We start from the raw sequence: 19,188 nt of genomic DNA on the forward strand, positions 1-19,188 counted from the left end.
GCAACAACGCACAGCCGTTGTCCCTCAGACTCTATGCTATCATGCCCAACTGTGCCAACAAGAGTTAATTTCTCCTAACAGAACCGGCGCGCAAGCACCAGTAACTTGAGGCAGATTGCCGGGAATACCCCGAACCCGCCAGACGGCTAAAACCGCGAAAGCGATCGCCTCTTTAAAATCTACACTCAAGCCTGCCTCAGAAGTAGTCAACACTTGCACTGGATGCAATTGTGCTTGCAATCGGCGTTTTAAGTAGAGATTGTGGCTGCCGCCCCCGCACAATAAAACTCGATCGGGCATCTGCGGCAAAAAAGTTTGGTAACTGTGAACGATCGAAGCAACTGTCAGTTCCGTCAAAGTAGCCAGCACATCAGCAGGACTGAGGTTGTAACCTTGAGCCTCGACCAAACAACGGTTAAAATAGTCTACACCAAATAACTCTCGCCCTGTAGATTTGGGCGGTGCTTGGATGAAAAAATCTTGCTGTAGCCAATTCTCTACTAAAGCTTGACAGGGAGTGCCACTTGCCGCCCAAGCTCCACCTTCGTCACAAGTTTTTGTGCCGTCACAGAAGTGCTGCACTGCCAAGTCTAACAGCGAATTTGCCGGCCCGGTATCCCAACCCAAGATACCCTCGCCCAGAGGAGGAGCCGCAGACTTGTCAGCCAATTCCCGATCTTTAAAGGCAGGAAGATAAGTAAAATTGCCAATTCCGCCGAGATTTTGGATGCAGAGATTGCGGTTGGGCTCGGCAAGCAGGCAGGCGTCAACTATTGGGACTAAGGGTGCTCCCTGACCCCCTGCTGCAATGTCTGCCGATCGAAAATTGCTCACAGTCGTAATGCCTGTCAATTGCGCGATGAGCGCGCCCCGCCCGAGTTGCAAGCTGTAACCCATGTCTGAGCAGGGGCTAGGTGCAGCAGAAAAACTGCTCTTTTCCGTATTCCCTGGGGGTCGGTGGTAGACCGTTTGACCGTGAGAGCCGATTAATTCTGCATTATCATATTCTGTTTGAATTGTCAATGCTGCCTTGGCAAATTCTTGGGCGATCGCATCATCTAATTCAGCGAACTCAGCCATGGACAACGCGGAACCACTGCAAACTGAGAGAATTTGCGATCGCAAAGTAGCAGGATAAGGGAAAGTCTTGCCGGCCACCAACTGCACTTTTAAGTCTGCTTGGGAACCGACCACATCCACTAAAGCAGCATCAATGCCATCTACCGACGTGCCACTCATCAAACCGATAACGCGAACCATTCGATTTTAGATTTTAGATTTTTTGATTGGGGGATTGGGAGATTTTTAGGTGTGCGAGGGCGCGAGGATATTATTTGAGGTCGATCGTCACGATCACCACAGTAATATTGTCCCGTCCCCCTTTATCCTTGGCGGCTTCAATCAAAGCAGTTGCAGCGCCCTCGCAGGCGCGAATCGACTTCAGAGGCGAAGCAATCAAAGGATCGGAAAGTTCCTCAGTCAAGCCGTCGCTGCACAGCAACAAGCGATCCCCGGGCTTTACGTCCACCGGCAGAATATCTATCTCGTGCAAATCGTCGCGGCCCAAACACTGGGACAAAACGTGACGCCAAGGATGACTGCGAGCCTGATCCGGAGTCAGGGCCTTTCTTTTGACAGCCTGAGCCACCCAAGTCTGGTCTTCAGTAATCTGATCCAAGTGAGATCCGTGCAGCCGATACAAGCGAGAGTCCCCGATATTAGCGCACCAAGGTCTGCCCTCATCCCTAAAGATCAGAACCACAGCCGTAGTACCCATATCAGCACGCTCGGGATGTTCGAGCTGATCGGTCAAAATTGCTTGATTGGCAATTAACAAAGCCTTTTCCAACAACAGGGGAGAATCTTCAGGCCCTTCCCAATGTTCGAGCAAATAAGATTGAATCGCCTGAGTCGCAATCCGACTGGCTTCTTGACCTCCCGCGTGTCCTCCCATGCCGTCGGCTACTATGAAAAATCGCCCGTCAGGGTCTATGTAGTACGAATCCTGATTTACGGAACGAACTAGCCCTGTGTCTGTCTTACCTGCGAAAGAGCGTTTCATAGATTGCTGATGGGACTCATCGAACTTAAAAGCTTGATTTAACGGGTGCAATTTTTGATTACAAAACTTAAAATTCCGAACGGTACTGGAAATTTCTGCCGATCGCTAGTCTTGGAAAAATTGCACTTCATTAGCCTTACATTGTAGATCGTCAGATGCTCATTGCGTCTGAAAAGTTTCGTGAATCAAGCTGCATTCAGCAGCACCTGCCCAAAAAAAACGATTTCTAGCTTCAAAATAAGACATTTGGCTGGGGAGAAATCTATGCAGCAACCGGGGTTTTAGTGTCCCTAGCAAGTAATAGCTGTCAAGTTGAGAAACTTGTTGTCAGCCTGCGAAAACTTAACAGTGAACTACCCCGCCCTACTTCCTACGCGCCCTGAGCGCTTCGGTCGTTGAGGGCGGAGCTTCCAACTTCGACGGGTAGTGCCTTAGAAACGGATGACTTACGCCTTCCAGACTTTGGACTTACCTTCCCTCCCTTGGCAGTAGCGCTAGTTCCTAACGCTAAAATACGGAGTCCTTCATCTCGAATATTGACCGCTGCGTTGACATCCCGGTCATGCTTTGTTTCACAGCTTTGACACTGCCATGACCGCACATTCAACGGCAAATTACCAACTCGATTGAGACAGACTGAGCAAGTCTTTGAGGATGGGAAAAAACGGTCTACTTCGACGTAGCACTTCCCCTCCTCTTTTGCTTTATATTCAAGCATTCGGGTGAATTCACTCCAGCTAGCATCACTGATTGCTTTAGCTAGGTTGTGATTTTTCACCATATTCTTCACTGCCAAATTCTCAACGCAGATGACTTGGTTCTCGTTCACCATTTTGCGTGAGAGCTTATGCAGGAAGTCTTTTCGGGTGTTAGCAATCCGCTCGTGGACTCTCGCCACAATGCGTTTCGCCTTCAGGCGCGTATTTGAGCCTTTAACTTTACGCGATAGCTTTTTTTGCTTGCGCTTCAGGTTCTTGGCCCGCTTTTTCAACACCCTTGGATTGTCAAACTTTGATCCATCTGACGTGATGGCAAAGTGAGTCAAACCCAAATCAATCCCTACCGCCTTCCCGTCACTGGATTTAGCCAGTTCTGGCACCCCGTCATCAAACAGCAATGAGGCAAAATACTTGCCTGATGGTGTCATCGAGACGGTCACGGTTTTGAGTTGACCATCAAGAACGCGGTGAATTTTGGCGGGAATCACACCCAACTTAGGCAGTTTTAAGCCTTCATCGGTAATCTTGACGTTTTGGGGATACTGAATCGATTGCTTGTCGAACTTAGATTTGAAGTTAGGGAATTTTGTCCGACCTTCAAAGAAGTTGATAAAAGCCCTCGACAGGTTCAATGAAACCGATTGAAGCACCTGGCTATAAGCTTGGGCTAACCATTCAAACTCTTTTTTTAGCCCTGGTAGGCGGTCATTCATTCCTTGCTGAGATAAGCCTTTCCCAGTTTCTTTATAGAGCCGATTGGTCTGGGTCAGTGAATTATTCCAAAACCAACGAGCACAGCCAAACGCTTTTGACAGCGTTTTTTTCTGCTCGTCGGATGGATAAATTCTGACCTTGACTGCTTTCATCATTCCAGTATCTTACTACAAAAATAGAAAAGTAGTAAATAAATCTTCTGTTCGTTGCTTTCTCGGTAGTTTGTGGACTCCGCTGCGCTACATCCACCTGCCTTTCATCCCCACCCTTCTTCGTTGCGGAAGACGCTACGCTGTTCCTACACTACGAGAGGATGGGGAATTCCCGGCGAACTCGTTAAATGTTAAGTTTTTGCAGGCGACAAATCGCAAGTCAGAAATTCTCGATCGTCAATTGGCCGCATTATGACATTCTATCTAATCGATCGATCCGTTTGAACAAACGCAACAGAGCAAACCCAGCACCCGCAGCCAGCAAAGCCACAGCGACAGCGGGCCATACTTGATTGCTGACAAACAAAATTGTCGCCGACAAAGTAAAAGCACTCATCATCAAAGTATAATTAGTGCCCATTTGAACGTTGCTCATGCGGCGCATCAATCGCTCAGCTTCGGAAGAACGGACTCGAATCCGCAAATCTCCCTGTTCGAGTTTATCAATAGTCTCCTCAATCCGGCGGGGCAAACCCAAAGCTGTCGAACTCACCTGAGCCGCCTGACGGCCTAGTTCGTTAAAAATGCTGCTCGTTGCATCCGGCCCATTTCCATTAGTCATAAGCTGCATGGCAAAAGGTTGTGCCACCTCCATAAAGTTAAACTCGGGATCTAAACCCCGGCCCACGCCTTCAATCGTCGAAAAAGCTCGCATTACAAAAGTAAAGGTAGCTGGGAAGCGAAAAGGTTGATCGTAGGCTATATCGTAAAGATCGTCGGTAATGGCGCTCACGGACTGCTCTTCAAAAGGCTTGTCCATGAAGTTATCGAGCATATACTGGATGCTGCGGCGCACCGGACTCATATCGCCTGTAGGAACCAAAGCGCCCAAGTTGATCAGAGAATCCATAATCCGCTGTCCATCCTTGGAAGCAATGCCGTAGAGAGTCTCCATCAGTCCTTCGCGGACGTTGGACTGAATTTGACCCATCATGCCGAAATCGTAGAAAATCAGAGATCCGTCAGCACTAACAGCGATATTGCCGGGGTGTGGATCTGCGTGGAAAAAGCCATCGTTGAGCAACTGTCGCAAATAAGCTTTCGCACCTAACTGAGCAATTAATTTGCGATCGATCCCGGCTGCTTCGAGAGCTTCGTAATGGCTGATTTTAATCCCTGGTAGGTATTCCAAAGTCAGCACTCGCGGAGCCGCGTAGCGCCAATAAACTCGCGGCACCCGCACCCAGTCGCAGTTGCTAAAATTGCGGCGAAAAGTATCAGCATTCCGGCCTTCATTGAGATAGTCTATTTCCAGCCACAGAATGCGACAACATTCCTCATAAATCCCCATCCAATCTCGGCCGCGGCCCCACTTAGGATGGTTTTGAAAATAGCGAGCAATTCCCTTGAGAATTTGCAAATCTATTTCAAACAGCTTTCGCAGTCCAGGGCGTTGTACTTTTACTACAACTTCCGGGCCCGAGTGCAGTTGAGCTTTGTGTACCTGACCCAAACTGGCAGCGGCCAGGGGCACAGGATCGAAGCTGCGGTAGAGTTCATCAACACTCTTGCCCAAATCTTGCTCGACAATTACCTCTAGCTGTTCGTAACTGAAAGCAGGCACTTTATCTTGCAACTTAGAAAGTTCCTCGACAAACTCTGCGGGGAACAAGTCGGCGCGGGTGGAAAATAATTGTCCAACTTTAATGAAAGTCGGGCCTAAATCCAAGAGTGTTTCTCGAACCCAGATAGCTTGAAAGCGGCGTCTGGCAACTTTCTTTTCTTCAGTTACACCTCCCCAGTAGCTCCAGTTTTTGCTGTCGAACCACAGCGAAGCCAGCCAGAGCAAGACAAAGGCCCAAATGTCGAAGAAGCGTCGCTGCCGGGAATATTTTTCGCGATTCCAGCGATAAGCTTTACTTTTGTAGGATTTACCAGCAGTTTTTGGCTCATCGGCGTCGCTAGTACGCTTGGGGGAGCGCTGGCGATTAACAGAGTCATCAAGGAGAGCAGACACTTGGGTTCCCAAATTGCTTATTTTATGTTGTTGCTTTGATTGCAGTTGACACTCTCCGCTCTAAAGAGACGGGGATTCTTTCATCACAGGGAGCCTAGTAGCTTTACCCTCTGAAAGCATCTTGACGGTATGCCCTACCGCTGCAAGCCCACGCTGGACTACTACCTGCGCTGCTGCTACATCTCTATCTGCTTCATATCCACACTCAGGACATTGATGAATTCTTAAGCTCAAAGGCTTCTTTCCTGTATGAGTCTGGCACTGAGGGCAGGTTTGAGATGTACCATTTTTATCTACCTTTAAGAAAAATACATCTTTCTTGAAACAAACATATTCCAGAATAGATAGAAATTGTCCAAATCCCCCATCTAGAGTGTGCTTGCAGAGCATCTCTTTTGCCATTGCTTTGACATTCAAATCTTCAGCAAATATCATTCCTGCTTGATTACAGAGATGATGGGCGGTTTTGAAATGGAAATCCTTCCTACTGTCACTGATATGTTGATGGTATCTTGCTACTTTTTTTTGAGCTTTTTGCCAGTTTTTTGACCCGATTCTTTTGCGACTGACTACTTTTTGCAGCGATTTCAGCTTGCGTTGAGCATCCACAAAGAATTTAGGTCTGGCAACTAGTTCATTATCGGAGGTAGCGAGAAATTTCTCTAAACCTAGATCGATTCCTAGGGCATAGCCATGAGGCATGGTAGTAGGGATACTTACATCTAGAGCTAAAGCTAACATGGCAAAGTATCCAGAGGCTCTTTTAACTATTCTGATTTGCTTGACTACAAAACCATCAGGGATAGGTCTAGAATCTCTGAACTTAACTAAGCCAATACTGGGTAGGTTAATCCTATTCCCGATTACTACGGTTTGATTAGGAGTAGGGAACAGGAAACTTCTGATTCTGCCTTTCTTCTTAAACCTCGGAAAGCCAAAACCTGATTCCCACATAGAAGTAAAGGCTTTCTCTAATTGCTTGAGAACTTGCTGCAATACTTGGGAGTGGACAGTTTTTAGCTCTGAATTACTTTGTCTAGCGGTGGTCAAAGATTTGCACTGCACGGCAAAGTTTGGTCTAGGGGTATCAGCGGGAATAATGTATTCGGATTTTAGGCTACAGGCGTTGATTCCACATGACCTTGAGTTGTACCAGTCTTTCCGCTCTCTAAGAGCATAATTCCACACCTTGCGACAGACTTCTAACCAGTGGTCAAAGGTCTGAGATTGGGATGAAGTGGGTTCTAGTTTGTACTCGTAGGTCATGTTTAGCATATCTCTATGATAGCTTATCTATGGCTAAGATGGTAGATAGAAATGGAATAGTGCAATAATTAAAAAATTAAAGCCGTCCTAGAAGGACGGGGCTTTAGACCCAATTTCTTGGTAAGAAGGAGCGCAGGAGCGCAAAGCAATGCGCTCTTGTAACAATCAGTAGTTGTTGCGATCGTCACTTCGGAGCTATCGTCCGCTGGAATCGCCCTTTGTTAAGGCAAACTGCTGCGGTAGCGCTGCAATTCCGATCGCACGAGAGCGACTTCGGCGCGCAGCTCGTCGATCGTTACTTGCAAGTCTGCGGGATGGATGTCTTGAATGTCAGTAGTAGTGCTGGTGGTTCCAGTACCAGTTCTGGTCTGCATCGCCTCATCGGCAGCTCGATTAGCCCGTTCTACAACTCGATCTGTGAACTGGCGCAGGCGTTCTCTTTGTTCGGCGTCAAATTTGCCGAGTTCGGAGAAAGCGTTGGTTGCTGCGCTTTCTAATTGCTCGTACAGTGCTTCGGCAACTGCTCTGCCTACAAAAAAGGCATGAACTGGGGGTTTACTCATAAAAAAATCTCTGTACGCTTCCGCAACAAATTATAACTTGCTTATCCTCGATGGCGCTTGTTCCCCAAGAAAGGAACTTTGCCCGAATCGATCGACCACCCTGGCTTGCACCGAAAAAAACAACTGTTTGCACCGATCGCGATCGCACATAGGGCGCCACCACCGCAACTCACGGCATTTTCAGGTTGGGTCTTACTGAAACCTTTCTCAAGCTTAGTAGGTTTGGCAGAACTAATGGGCGACCTCGCACAACCCAGCCGTCCGGTCTCAATATTAACATAATTTACCACAAAATATCAAATATTTATAAATTTTGGGGTTTCCATTCTGATTAGTTAGGTGATAGAAAATATTCGATAATTTTCGGCAATGGCTATTGATATTTTCTGAGTCGATCGCAGGTTGTGCGAAATTGTCTGTGGTTCGGAATGGCGTTATTCGCTCCACAATCGATGGATATTTAGTCAATCCTCAAACAAAGGATTAGTTCGCCCTTTTAAGCAAAAAAAAGAATACTAATTTGTCACAGGTTCAGGATAAGGCACTGTCGGTTCTGGCACGGGGGGCTGCGAGTAAGGTGCGATCGAAGTATCGGAATTGCTGCCGTTTTGGCTTGGTATTGGCGGATCGATCGATCCTAGGGCCGGTGACGGCACTGTCGGTGCGGATTCTTGCTGTGGGAATGTTTCAGAACTATTGGCAGCAGACGGGGCGGGTGCGGGTACGGGAGGGGAGGATCTGCGGGATTCCGGTGGCAGGGGCGGAACTTCTGGTACAGGTGCGGATGCTGCTTCGGGTGCTGGCTGGGTTTCAGTTTTAGCTTCTGGAATGGGGTACTCAGAGATCTGCGCTTCGGGATCGGGAGTTGGGGATGCTGAAGGTTCAGGATCGGGGGCGGGAGTCTCCGGGCTTGGGGAGGCAGAAGGTTGGGTGCTAGCTGTTGAGTTGTCGATCGGTTCTGGTATGCTGCTGTCTGACGTGGGTTTGGGGCGCTTGTTGAGTTGGAGTGGAACCAGAGGGCTGCTTTCGACAGACGGCTGCCCAAACATCGGCCCTGAAAGATCGCGGGATTTGAGCAAATCTTCCAAAGATGGGAAGGATTGAGTTGTGGATCTGTTGTTGCTGGCATTGATGCTGTTGTAGCGCCAGGCCAAGTCAAAACCCATCCAGCCAGCAATTGCAGCCGTGACGACAAACGCCAGCAAGGTCAACGGCAGGGGGGGAGGTGCGGGCAATCGCAAACTTTGCTTGCCTGTTGTCTGTGCGGGTACTCGCTCTGTTTCTTGCAGCATAGTAAGCCAATTTTCCACTGTCTGGGGGCGTTTCTGGGGGTCTGTTTCGAGTCCCTGAAGGATTGCTCGCTCAATACCGGGGCTGAGGTTGGGCTGAAATTGCCGCAAAGAAGCCAGGGGAATGCGATCGCGCAGGGGTGCTGCTACGGGTGCTACGCCGGAGAGCAAGTAGTAGAGGGTGGCGGCGATCGCGTAAACATCTGTGGCCGGTGTACATTTACCGTCATAGAGGTATTGTTCGATCGGCGCGTATCCTGGGGAAAGCAAGTTAGTGTGAGTTTGTTTCGTCCCGGCGGTAAAGTCGCGAGCAATACCGAAGTCTATCAACATTACTAGATGAGAATCGGCTCGCCGGATCGTATTTTCTGGATTGATGTCTCCGTGTAGCAATCCGCTGTGGTGAACCGTACTTACCGCTGAGGCTATTTGCCGAATGTAGTGCAGGGCCTGGGCTTCTGGTAAAGGTCGATCGGTTTCGACTATTTGGGCGAGAGTTTGGCCTGGAATGTAGTCCATCGCGATAAAAGACTGTCCGGCTTCTTCAAAAAAGTCAATTACCCTGACGATGTTTGAATGCTGGCATCGAGACAGGCGCTGGGCTTCGGCAATAAACTGCTGCTGAAACTGGGCAGAGGCTGGGTGTTGGCGCAGACTTTCGTTGAGGGTTTTGAGTACGACGGTTTGGTTTAATTGGGTGTGGGTAGCTCGGTAAGTGATGCCGAACCCTCCTCTGCCTAAAGTCGCGTTAATTGTGTATTTGCCCTTTTGCAGGACTGTTGCTGGCGCTAAGTTCATCTTTAGTTGATGCCGGTTCCCAAACTATGCTACCGCCTTTGGGTTGTTTAGCTTTCTTTAGGCTGGATGTTCGATCGACGATCGGCGCCCTAGTTATCGGTTTTGCTCTGCCAGGTCATCTTTGCCTCTGGCAGTTATTTTATCTGTAGCCGTTGTCTCAAAACTTAACACAATTTTTTGCCAATAAAAATCCCGCTCTTGTGGAACGGGAAAGCCATCAGGGTGCATCTATATCAATAACTATAACTCATGGGGGGTGTAGCCCCTCTTTCCTTTATCAACTCTTTACCACTGGCAGGATTGTGTAAAGATTTAGGTTTTTATTTGACTTATCGTCGTTAATGTGATATAGGTTCTGAAAAAAATGAAGTATTGACGAATCAATCCGTCAATCCCCAATCTCAAATCTCAACTTGTACCTCATCTTGCTGAGAAAGGCTATAGAAAAAGTAGTGCTACAAAACGTTCGGCTTGTGCGATCGACTGTGCAGGTAATACCATTTTTCTAAAGATACGATAGAGATCCAGGACGACAAGAGATTGTAATTTATAGACTTTCCATATTTTCTAAAGTCTGTTATAACTTTTAAAAAATGATATTAGGACTCTAGCGTATTCAACTTTAATCTTCCTTAGAATCGCAAATTAAATAATTTACACTCTTGAAAGTGGGATGGGCGTCCCGCCCGTCCCACAAGAACCATTAAATTATAAGTTATTTAATCCTCATTCCTTATCAGAAATAATTGATTTAAAGCCTCTCCATTTTAAGGAAAAATTAAAATCAGACGATTCATTACTCGAATCATCGGACTTCCAGGTAGAAGTTGCTGTCAATTGTCAACTGTCAACTATCAACTGAATTACCGTGCTTCGGCAAATGGTGCAGCAAATACCAAAACACCGCTATATTTGCGATAAAAACCACCAGCTTAAGTACGGTAAAACCATGAAATAACTCATATATTTCGGGCGGGATACTGATACCTACCAGCGCTAAAACCAAAATAGTCGCCCACCCTTTTTCGTACCACAAACCAACTGCTTCAAGAGCAGTTAAAGCGGCATAAAGTCCGGCTGCTAGTCCGCTAAATAGTAATGTTTTAGGCTTTACACTTAGAACTTTATCTAGTAAAAGCTCAATTATTTTTAATTTACTTTCTAAGAAGTACGATTCCGAAAAATCCTCCAAGGCTTGATGATTCTTCAGCGCTAAAAGCAAAGCGACGGAAGTTACTGTCAAGAGGGCTGCTACAAAACTTTTGTAAACTACAATTGCGATTAAACCAGGAGGGCGCTGTTTTTTCACGTAAATTCTCAAAATATCAATAATGTGCGACGATCGGCTTGTGAATAAAGAAGGAATAAGTTCGGCAACGAATTCGCTTGCGCGAGATTTAACGGATAGAAGATGGCATTCAACAGTTGACAGTTGACAGTTGACAGTTGACAGTTGGAAAGCGACCTCTAACTATAAGTCCGATGATTGAAACAGTGAATAATTTTGTTTTATTTCCCCCTCGAAGGAGGAGGGTTTAAACCCATTCTTCTTGGTAAAATTTAGCAAGTATTAGCTCATCAATTGACAAAAAATAAGGTGCTGCTGACATAGCATACTAAGATAGAGGATAACGTTGTGCTAAGAAAGAGAGCGCGCTAGCCCGATCGCCCAAATCGCCATCCAACGCAGCCGCCAACAAATCATCCAACATTACCTTAAACCCAGGCCCGGGCTTGTAACCCAAATCCTTCAAGTCATTGCCGTTTAAAGGCGGCTCAACATTCGCCAACCGGGTGAGGTATTGCCAAATCTGGCGGCGGGCGCTGCGGGGGCTTTGCAGGGCGATCGCAATTAACAGCGGCAACTCATAATTCCTCAACAGAAACACCAATTGACTGGGTAAATTACACTTCTGTAAACCCTTTGCTAATTCCTGATTTCCAGCTTCCAAAACTTCCAGCCGCTTGATACTATCAGCAGGTAATTGAAGATTTGTAGCCACCTTAACCCGATATTCCGGTGCTAAATAAGCAATCAAAACTTCCAGCCGCATCAGCCAATCTGGAATATTGATAATTGGGAATTGGGCATTGGGCATTGGGAATTGGGCATTGGGCATTGGGCATTGGGCATCGGGCAATTGTGCTGAGCGAAGTCGAAGCACTGGGATTTTTTTAACTACTTGTTTCTTAATTCCATCCATTACATCCGTTACATCCGTTACATCCGTTACAGAATCCGCGGCCGAACCTTCTTCCTTCTTCCTTCCATTCAAACATCGATCGAGCAAACGCAACCGCCGCCATAACTCCCGATCCAACTCCAGAGTAGGATGAATGCAGCGCAAAGCCTGCAAATCTCCCAGCATTTTCAAAGCCACCTTCCAATAATGAGCTTGCAAAATGTACTTCAATTCACTTTTCAGCCGAGTTTCCAAAGCCGGAGCTCTGCCGTTTTCTCCCTGAATTCGGTAATAAATCCCGCTTTCCAAAGCGTGGCGGATGTATCCTTCAGTTTGCGATTCAATTGCAAATCCCAGCCGTACCGCAAACCGCACAGCCCGATAAATCCGCGTCGGATCTTCGATAAAACTGTTAGCGTGCAAAACTCGAATTTGCCGCGATTCTAAATCTAGCAAACCGCCAAAAAAATCCAACAATTCGCCGCTGCTCTTAACACCCAACCGCACAGCCAGCGCATTAATAGTAAAATCCCTGCGGTACAAATCTTGGCGGATCGAACTCGCTTCAACTTCAGGATTTGCAGCCGGATAGGGATAAAATTCAGTACGAGCCGTTGCGATATCCAGCCAGAGGGAGCCGAAAGCAGAGTCTTTGTGCCACAACAGGGCGGCGGTTTGAAATTGACCGTGAACGTCTAAACGCGAGTCTGGGTAAAGCTTTTGCAGGGCTGAGGCTAATTCGACACCGGCACCGGAATCGTTGGTACCGCAGTTGCCATCCACTACCAAATCAATGTCTGTGAGGGCGAGTTTATCGTCCTTTGCTAATAGTAAATCGCGGACTGCTCCACCGACAATATAAAGTTGCCAGCCCCGCTGTTGGGCAATGTTGGCTGCGATCGACAATAATTGCCATAATTCGCTACTAATGCCCGATCGCAACAACTGCTCAACCGACTCAGATACAGGATAATCGGACAATTGAGAATTACTGCCCCTATCGCGCGCTTTTTGCTGGTGCAATTCCCGCAACACGTCAGTGCGAGTCACAATTCCCACCAGTTGGCCGTTTTCCAATACTGGCAAACGCCCGATATCGTATGTCACCATTAAAGCTTCAATTTCTGGCAGCAAGGTATCCGGGGCGATCGTTTTTAGCTGCGGAGTCATGTAACCCTTCACCGGGGCGTGACTGAAACCGTGGTGTAAGGCAATATCAATGTCGCGGCGCGAGATAATGCCTGCCAGCCGTAGCTTGCGGGGCGGGACGCCATCGCCTGCATCCACCACTGACAAACCAGAATGCCCGTAGCGCAGGAGGATACGGTGAGCCTCTCCCACGGAGGTTTCCGGGCGAATGCTCCGGACTGGCGAGGACATTAACTCGCGGGCGGTGGGAGGGTGCGGGATTTGAGCTTTGAGTTCGTCAGCTAATTGATTTAAAGTTAGCAGCGGATCGACATCTCGGGTGGCGAGGGATGCGGCGCGGGCGTGGCCTCCGCCGCCGAAAGGTTTGAACAATTCGCTGAGGTTTGTGCCTTCGATGCGCGATCGACCGATAATAGCTAAGCGGTTGGAAACTGGCGATTGGGCGATGTTGCGGTTGTCGTTTTCGCTAAATTTATAAACATTGCCTAAAAGTAGAGCATCGGTTTCAGTTAAATCCAACAAGCGAGAAGCTAGCGCCGAAAGTCCGGGCACGTAGGCTTCAGTGGATAGCAGTACCCAAGCTACTGTATAACCGTGCAAGGTTTGCGATCGCAAATTCTCCAACCCTTCTCTCAGCAAATCCTGCAATTGCGGAGACAAACCGGGTTCTACATATTCAGAGATTACCCGCAAACTTGCTCCCTGTTCCATCAACCACGCCAAAGCCATTGCATCTCGCGCGGTGGCCCCCTCGAAGGTGAGGGAACCCGTATCGACGTGGATGCCGAGGGCCATGACTGTGGCTTCTGAAGGTAAAAGCTGGGATGTTGTATCGCCGTTTTCTGCTGAATTTTTGAGCTTTTCCCGGAGTTTTTCGACAATTAATGTGGTGGTTGCGCCGACAGCTTCGATTTGGGTAACAGTCGCGGGGATGTCCAAATCGGCTTGCAGGTGGTGGTCAAAAACCGCTATTTCGTTGAGGTGTGGCAAATCCAGCCATTCGGCGGCTTTTCCCAAACGATCGCGCCCCGAAGCATCTACTATACTAATCGATCGAATTTGTTGCGGATTGACCGATCGGCGTTCGATCAGCGGGTACTCGTCGCGGTGCAGCGCCAAAAAATCCCGCACCGTCGGGTGACAGCCCCCAGTCAGCACAATTCTGCTACCGGGGCGCAGCACGCAAAGTCCCACCGCTGCGCCTAAGGCGTCAAAATCTGCTGTTGTGTGGCACAAAACTAAGTCCATAGCCGAAAATCCCGCATCTCTCACCCTCACATTAGCAATTTCTGGGGCTTTGATACCGGGCGATCGCACTATAGCCAATGGTTAAAGCTTAGCCCGAAAGACCGCCAGGAGTTAAAACCCTTGTCGGACAGTTGGACTGATGGTTTGATTTTAAGTTGACACGACTGTGGACTATAACTTAAGCTTTCCAGTTTTCTGTGCAGTAGCGAACAATGATAAAATTGATGCAAATCTCAAGAGCCACTGGCGCCTGTTCGCGCAACGCCCGAATTTGCACAGTCTCTTTCGTATCAATCAACCGACAATTTCTGGATTGCGATCGCAATCGAGTCAGTCGATTTTAAATTTTAGATTTTAGATTTACTCCACAGATCGATCTGGGAGATGCAACTTTGGTCTAAAATCTTGAAATCTCCACGACGTAAGTCGGGGAAGCCAACCCGTTTTTGAGCGGGTCAAAAACTATAATCTGGAATTTTCATCCAGATTACCACAAACTATTTCTAGTCAACGCACGGCTATATCGAAAGGAGAAAAAATGTTATCAATTGTGTTTCAAGTTGTTTTACTGGCTCTGGTACTGCTGTCTTTTGTGATGGTAGTTGGCGTGCCTGTGGCTTATGCCTCTCCCCAAAACTGGAATCAGTCTAAAACCTTGATTTTTGCAGGTTCAGGCCTGTGGTTTTTGCTGGTTATTGCAGTGGCTGTATTAAACTTTTTGGTGGTTTAAGCTCGCCCATCGCTATCGAATAAAGAAGGTAAAAGATAGAAGGCTGAAGGCATCAACCAGAATTTTGAAGGTATTCGGTATTCGGTACCCACTAAAAATTTTTCAACCCGCGCGATCCTGTATGTTTGTGCACTCCAGATTAAAATCAGATGTTTCTGCTTTCTAACTTTTGCCTTCTTGCAAACAAAAATCTAAAATCTAAAACCTAAAATCTAAAATTAGAGCACTATGGCAGTTTTCGAGGGAAATTTTACTAAAACAGAATCTTTGCGATTCGCGATAGTCATCGGTCGTTTTAACGATTTGATTGTCAACAAACTTTTGGAAGGATGCCAAGATTGTTTGAAACGCCACGGAGTTGATATCAATCCTCATGGAAATCAAGTTGATTTTTATTGGGTTCCCGGGTGTTTTGAAATTCCTTTGGTTGCCCGCAAAGCTGCTCAGTCTGGCCGCTACGATGCGGTAATCTGTCTGGGTGCGGTAATTCGCGGCCAAACTCCGCATTTCGATTTTGTAGCTGGTGAGGTTTCTAAAGGAATTGCTGCGGCTGCGTTTCAAACAGGAGTACCGGTGATATTTGGGGTGGTGACGACTGACACGATGCAGCAAGCTTTGGAAAGGGCGGGAATTAAGAGCAATTTGGGCTGGAATTATGGGATGAGTGCTTTGGAAATGGGCACTTTGATGCGTCAAGTTAATGGTTTGGGTGGAAGTTCTTACGATCGATTACCGGAGGCTGCTGCTGTTCAAGTGCTCCCGGGCGATCGGGCTTAATACATATCATTATGTCATGCCAACTGGTTCCCCGGCTCTGCCTGGGAATCGAGATCCAGAGGATCCGCCTCGCTCGTCGCTTGTAGAATACTAGGTAAGCAAAGCTATGACTACTGTAACTGCAAAACGATTCTCGATCGCAGAATATCACCGTTTAGGAGAACTGGGATTTTTCAGTCCTGATGAGCGAGTTGAATTGATTCGCGGAGAACTTACTTATTATCAAGGCTGCTAAAACTACGTTTCACTCTGTTTGTAACAGTCTTTTAGTTGAAGAATTAATAATTTTACTGACAAGACGCGCTCGTGTCCGTGCACAAGAGCCGATTATTTTGTCTACTACAGATAGCGAACCAGAACCTGATGTGGTTATCGCCCGCAATCGCGATGATAATTATTTAGCTTCTCACCCAGAATCGGCGGATATCTTGTTGGTAATTGAGGTTTCTGATTCTACTTTAAAGTACGATCAAAGAACTAAGTTATCTCTCTATGCTGAAGCTGGGATTACTAATTATTGGATATTTAATTTAGTCGGTAGTCAACTGGAAATGCACAGCGAACCTTATCAAGAAAGACAAGGGGATTTCAATTATCGATCCAAACGAGTCGCTCTGCAAAATGAGGCTGTTGTAATTCCGGGTTTTCCCGATTTGTCTCTGGATTTGTCTTTGGTGTTTCCAGCCTAAGCTGAATTGACTTTAAAACACTCCCTGAATTTTCAGTATCATTTTATACATTTATTGTCAATCGCGATCGCTCTTCGACTTACTGAGTATTCTATAATACATTAACTTCCTTAAATACTGATTTATCTGTAAATTTTTTAACTAAAAATCGCCCATTATCTAATATTCCTCAACAGTTTTATGAGATTTATCTAAATTTGGTTGCACAAATATGAGAAATTCGTTATGTTAAGTTTTGTGTAAGCATTGAGGCCGTCTCAACTCGATCCTAGGATGGCTTTCAGCATAAATGCTGTACAAACAGTATTTAACGTATTCTTAACAAACAGGTCTAAAAGTAAATTTTTAGGTCAATTGTTAACGTGATATTAAATAATAAATTTGTCCAGTTAATACCTAGGAAGCTTGCCAACAAAGGGATTGATAAGTTTGAGGTTCGTCCGGATACTTACCGTTACTTACCAACACGAAAGTGAAAAAAATTTATGGGTGACATTCAAGCTACATTTACAGCCACCGATCGCGCTTTTCACATTGAAGGGTACGAAAAAATTGATTTCAGTCTACTATATGTAGATGGCGCTTTCAAACTCGAAAATCCAGAGATTGCCGATAGCTATCGGCAATTTGGTCGCTGTCTAATGGTTGTAGACCATACAGTGTATGGTTTGTACGGCAAGCAGATGCACGCCTACTTCCAGTATCACGAGATAGATTTAACCGTCTTTCCAGTGAATATCAAGGAACCAGATAAAACCTTAACCACCTTTGAAAGCATCATAGATGCCTTCGTTGATTTCGGGCTGGTGCGGAAAGAACCTGTGTTAGTAGTTGGCGGTGGATTGACTACTGATGTCACTGGTTTTGCCTGCTCCTCCTATCGCCGTCGGACTAACTACATTCGCGTACCGACAACCTTAATTGGACTGATTGATGCGAGTGTGGCGATCAAGGTAGCTGTCAATCACGGTAAACTGAAAAACCGCCTCGGCGCTTACCACGCTTCCCAGAAAGTAATTTTAGATTTCTCCTTCCTAAAAACTCTGCCGATCGACCAAATACGCAACGGCATGGCAGAGTTAATTAAGATCGCAGTTGTTGGCAACACAGAAATCTTTGAATTGTTGGAAAACTACGGCGAAGCATTGCTGCACAGCCATTTTGGTTACTTAGATGGCACATCAGAACTGCGAGAAGTGGCGCATCGTTTAACCTACAATGCGATTCAATCAATGCTGGCCTTAGAAGTACCAAACCTGCATGAACTAGATTTAGATCGAGTGATTGCCTATGGTCACACCTGGAGTCCGACGCTCGAACTAACACCGGAAATTCCGATGTTCCACGGCCACAGTGTCGCTATCGATATGGCTTTTTCGGCGACGATTGCTCAACAACGGGGCTACATTTCGATCGCCGATCGCGATCGCATCTTAGGATTAATGAGTCGCCTCGGACTAGCCATTGATAGCCCCTATCTGACTCCAGAATTGCTCTGGAAAGCCACAACATCTATCGCCCGTACCCGTGACGGCCTTCAACGTGCGGCAGCACCCCGCCCCATTGGTGAATGCTTTTTCATGAACGATTTAACTCGCAGTGAGTTGGATGAAACCCTAGCGGTGCATCAAAAAATCTGTCATAGCTATCCGCGCAACGGCGATGGCGAGAATATGTACGTGGTATTGGACAAAGTTGCAACTCGTTCCACCGCAGGAGTATAAAGATGAGACCTGTCACCCCAGTCGGAATTTTAGCGGCTAAACTGGAAAGTCTTGTCCAACAGGTAGAGTCTCAAGATGCGATCGATTCAGCTTTCAAGGCAGAATTAAAACAAGCCTACGAATTAGCAAATGGTCTAGATCCCTACCTGAACCTTTGCACCACAGCGGAATCTCCAGCCTTAGCCACCTTAGTCAAGCGCACCCAATCAGAAGATTGGAGTCAGCGATTCTCCGACGGCGAGACAGTGCGCCACCTCGAACAAGAGATGCTTTCGGGCCATGTGGAAGGGCAAATGCTAAAATTTCTCGTCCATCTGACGAAAGCACAGCGCGTACTAGAAATTGGGATGTTTACTGGTTACTCAGCACTAGCGATGGCTGAAGCCCTTCCTGTTGATGGAGAAGTGGTAGCCTGCGAAGTAGATGCTTATGTAGCTGAATTTGCCCAAAAGTGTTTCAACGAATCGAATGCTGGCCACAAAATCTCAGTGAAGGTAGCGCCAGCCCTAGAAACCATGAAACAATTGGCTGCTGCTGGAGAAGTGTTCGATTTAGTGTTTATCGATGCTGATAAAGCTGGATATACAGACTATCTCGATTTACTGCTCACCACAAGTTTGTTGGCACCCAATGGCTTGATTTGTGCGGATAATACTCTGATGCAGGGACAGCCCTATTTGTCAGGTACTGCTACTGCTAACGGAATTGCGATCGGCCAATTCAATCAAGCTCTAGTTGACGATCCGCGCGTAGAGCAGGTTTTAGTGCCACTGAGGGATGGGATTACCTTAATTCGGCGCGTTTAGAATCAGGAGACGGCAAGAGCCCATTAGTGTCAACTTAAGGTACAACCAATAGTCCGGCAGGGGTTGAAACCCCTGCCTCATAGCGAAAGTCCTCTCAAAGAGGACTGAGGAGTTAGTTGATGTGTATTGGTTTCAGGCAAATCTTCAGTCAGTTTCAAGCAAATCGACCGTCGGTTTCAACCGACTTTAGCTATGAGACAGGGGTTTCAACCCCTGTCGGACTCGTAGGATGACTGACAGACTTGGTACGCTGACAGCTTAAGTTGACACCTATTGGAACTGCCGTGTCCTGATTTCCGGTA

14 protein-coding genes and 1 pseudogene are annotated in these 19,188 nt (G+C 46.9%); 5 read left to right on the forward strand and 10 right to left on the reverse strand.

Annotated elements, in window-relative coordinates; all coding sequences use genetic code 11:
* Positions 1–39 precede the first annotated feature (39 nt).
* The 10 genes from QZ938_RS13355 to QZ938_RS13400 form a co-directional block, all read right to left on the reverse strand.
* A complete protein-coding gene (locus QZ938_RS13355; protein WP_293351874.1) occupies positions 40–1,260 on the reverse strand; it encodes an anhydro-N-acetylmuramic acid kinase in 1,221 nt (406 codons plus the stop codon).
* Between the two features lie 70 nt (positions 1,261–1,330).
* Positions 1,331–2,062, reverse strand: a complete 732-nt coding sequence (locus QZ938_RS13360; RefSeq protein WP_293351876.1) for a PP2C family serine/threonine-protein phosphatase — start codon at positions 2,060–2,062, stop codon at positions 1,331–1,333.
* Positions 2,063–2,432: 370 nt separating this feature from the next.
* The gene (locus QZ938_RS13365; protein WP_293351878.1) at positions 2,433–3,650 is read right to left on the reverse strand and encodes an RNA-guided endonuclease TnpB family protein; all 1,218 of its coding nucleotides are present in this window, start codon (positions 3,648–3,650) and stop codon (positions 2,433–2,435) included.
* Positions 3,651–3,897: 247 nt separating this feature from the next.
* Entirely contained in the window at positions 3,898–5,664 is a 1,767-nt protein-coding gene (locus QZ938_RS13370) for an AarF/ABC1/UbiB kinase family protein (RefSeq protein ID WP_293351880.1), read from the reverse strand.
* Between the two features lie 60 nt (positions 5,665–5,724).
* Positions 5,725–6,939, reverse strand: a complete 1,215-nt coding sequence (locus QZ938_RS13375) for a transposase (protein ID WP_293365541.1) — start codon at positions 6,937–6,939, stop codon at positions 5,725–5,727.
* Positions 6,940–7,151: 212 nt separating this feature from the next.
* The gene (locus tag QZ938_RS13380) at positions 7,152–7,493 is read right to left on the reverse strand and encodes a DUF6825 family protein (RefSeq protein ID WP_293146694.1); all 342 of its coding nucleotides are present in this window, start codon (positions 7,491–7,493) and stop codon (positions 7,152–7,154) included.
* 41 nt (positions 7,494–7,534) lie between these two features.
* Positions 7,535–7,783, reverse strand: a complete 249-nt coding sequence (locus tag QZ938_RS13385; RefSeq protein ID WP_293146692.1) for a hypothetical protein — start codon at positions 7,781–7,783, stop codon at positions 7,535–7,537.
* Positions 7,784–8,008: 225 nt separating this feature from the next.
* The gene (locus QZ938_RS13390) at positions 8,009–9,580 is read right to left on the reverse strand and encodes a serine/threonine protein kinase (protein WP_293351884.1); all 1,572 of its coding nucleotides are present in this window, start codon (positions 9,578–9,580) and stop codon (positions 8,009–8,011) included.
* 847 nt (positions 9,581–10,427) lie between these two features.
* The gene (locus tag QZ938_RS13395; RefSeq protein ID WP_293351887.1) at positions 10,428–10,889 is read right to left on the reverse strand and encodes a DUF2127 domain-containing protein; all 462 of its coding nucleotides are present in this window, start codon (positions 10,887–10,889) and stop codon (positions 10,428–10,430) included.
* Between the two features lie 307 nt (positions 10,890–11,196).
* Positions 11,197–14,160, reverse strand: coding sequence for a CBS domain-containing protein (locus QZ938_RS13400; protein WP_293351945.1), 2,964 nt, complete (start codon positions 14,158–14,160; stop codon positions 11,197–11,199).
* Positions 14,161–14,698: 538 nt separating this feature from the next.
* On the opposite strand from QZ938_RS13400, the gene psbZ reads away from it, so the two are divergent.
* The 5 genes and pseudogenes from psbZ to QZ938_RS13425 all read left to right on the forward strand — a co-directional run bounded on the left by psbZ (position 14,699) and on the right by QZ938_RS13425 (position 18,886).
* Positions 14,699–14,890, forward strand: a complete 192-nt coding sequence (gene psbZ / locus QZ938_RS13405) for a photosystem II reaction center protein PsbZ (protein ID WP_293146686.1) — start codon at positions 14,699–14,701, stop codon at positions 14,888–14,890.
* 228 nt (positions 14,891–15,118) lie between these two features.
* Positions 15,119–15,667 (forward strand): 6,7-dimethyl-8-ribityllumazine synthase, encoded by a 549-nt coding sequence (gene ribH / locus QZ938_RS13410; RefSeq protein ID WP_293146685.1) that lies wholly within the window; start codon positions 15,119–15,121, stop codon positions 15,665–15,667.
* Positions 15,668–15,773: 106 nt separating this feature from the next.
* A pseudogene (locus QZ938_RS13415) lies at positions 15,774–16,356 on the forward strand (Uma2 family endonuclease).
* Between the two features lie 485 nt (positions 16,357–16,841).
* Positions 16,842–18,080, forward strand: a complete 1,239-nt coding sequence (locus QZ938_RS13420) for a sedoheptulose 7-phosphate cyclase (protein WP_293351889.1) — start codon at positions 16,842–16,844, stop codon at positions 18,078–18,080.
* 2 nt (positions 18,081–18,082) lie between these two features.
* Positions 18,083–18,886 carry an O-methyltransferase gene (locus QZ938_RS13425; protein ID WP_293351891.1) on the forward strand — a complete coding sequence of 268 codons (804 nt, stop codon included), beginning with the start codon at positions 18,083–18,085 and terminating at the stop codon, positions 18,884–18,886.
* Positions 18,887–19,188: the final 302 nt, after the last annotated feature.

The sequence above is a fragment of the Microcoleus sp. CAWBG27 genome, assembly GCF_020883145.1.
GTDB lineage: Bacteria > Cyanobacteriota > Cyanobacteriia > Cyanobacteriales > Microcoleaceae > Microcoleus.

What these genes read in the sequence shown, in the direction of transcription:
- QZ938_RS13390 (WP_293351884.1), bottom strand. Translation starts at nt 9,580, where the DNA reads ATGAACTTAGCGCCAGCAACAGTCCTGCAAAAGGGCAAATACACAATT.
- QZ938_RS13400 (WP_293351945.1), bottom strand. Translation starts at nt 14,160, where the DNA reads ATGGACTTAGTTTTGTGCCACACAACAGCAGATTTTGACGCCTTAGGC.
- ribH (WP_293146685.1), top strand. Translation starts at nt 15,119, where the DNA reads ATGGCAGTTTTCGAGGGAAATTTTACTAAAACAGAATCTTTGCGATTC.
- QZ938_RS13380 (WP_293146694.1), bottom strand. Translation starts at nt 7,493, where the DNA reads ATGAGTAAACCCCCAGTTCATGCCTTTTTTGTAGGCAGAGCAGTTGCC.
- QZ938_RS13425 (WP_293351891.1), top strand. Translation starts at nt 18,083, where the DNA reads ATGAGACCTGTCACCCCAGTCGGAATTTTAGCGGCTAAACTGGAAAGT.
- QZ938_RS13375 (WP_293365541.1), bottom strand. Translation starts at nt 6,939, where the DNA reads ATGCTAAACATGACCTACGAGTACAAACTAGAACCCACTTCATCCCAA.
- QZ938_RS13365 (WP_293351878.1), bottom strand. Translation starts at nt 3,650, where the DNA reads ATGATGAAAGCAGTCAAGGTCAGAATTTATCCATCCGACGAGCAGAAA.
- QZ938_RS13420 (WP_293351889.1), top strand. Translation starts at nt 16,842, where the DNA reads ATGGGTGACATTCAAGCTACATTTACAGCCACCGATCGCGCTTTTCAC.
- QZ938_RS13355 (WP_293351874.1), bottom strand. Translation starts at nt 1,260, where the DNA reads ATGGTTCGCGTTATCGGTTTGATGAGTGGCACGTCGGTAGATGGCATT.
- QZ938_RS13360 (WP_293351876.1), bottom strand. Translation starts at nt 2,062, where the DNA reads ATGAAACGCTCTTTCGCAGGTAAGACAGACACAGGGCTAGTTCGTTCC.
- psbZ (WP_293146686.1), top strand. Translation starts at nt 14,699, where the DNA reads ATGTTATCAATTGTGTTTCAAGTTGTTTTACTGGCTCTGGTACTGCTG.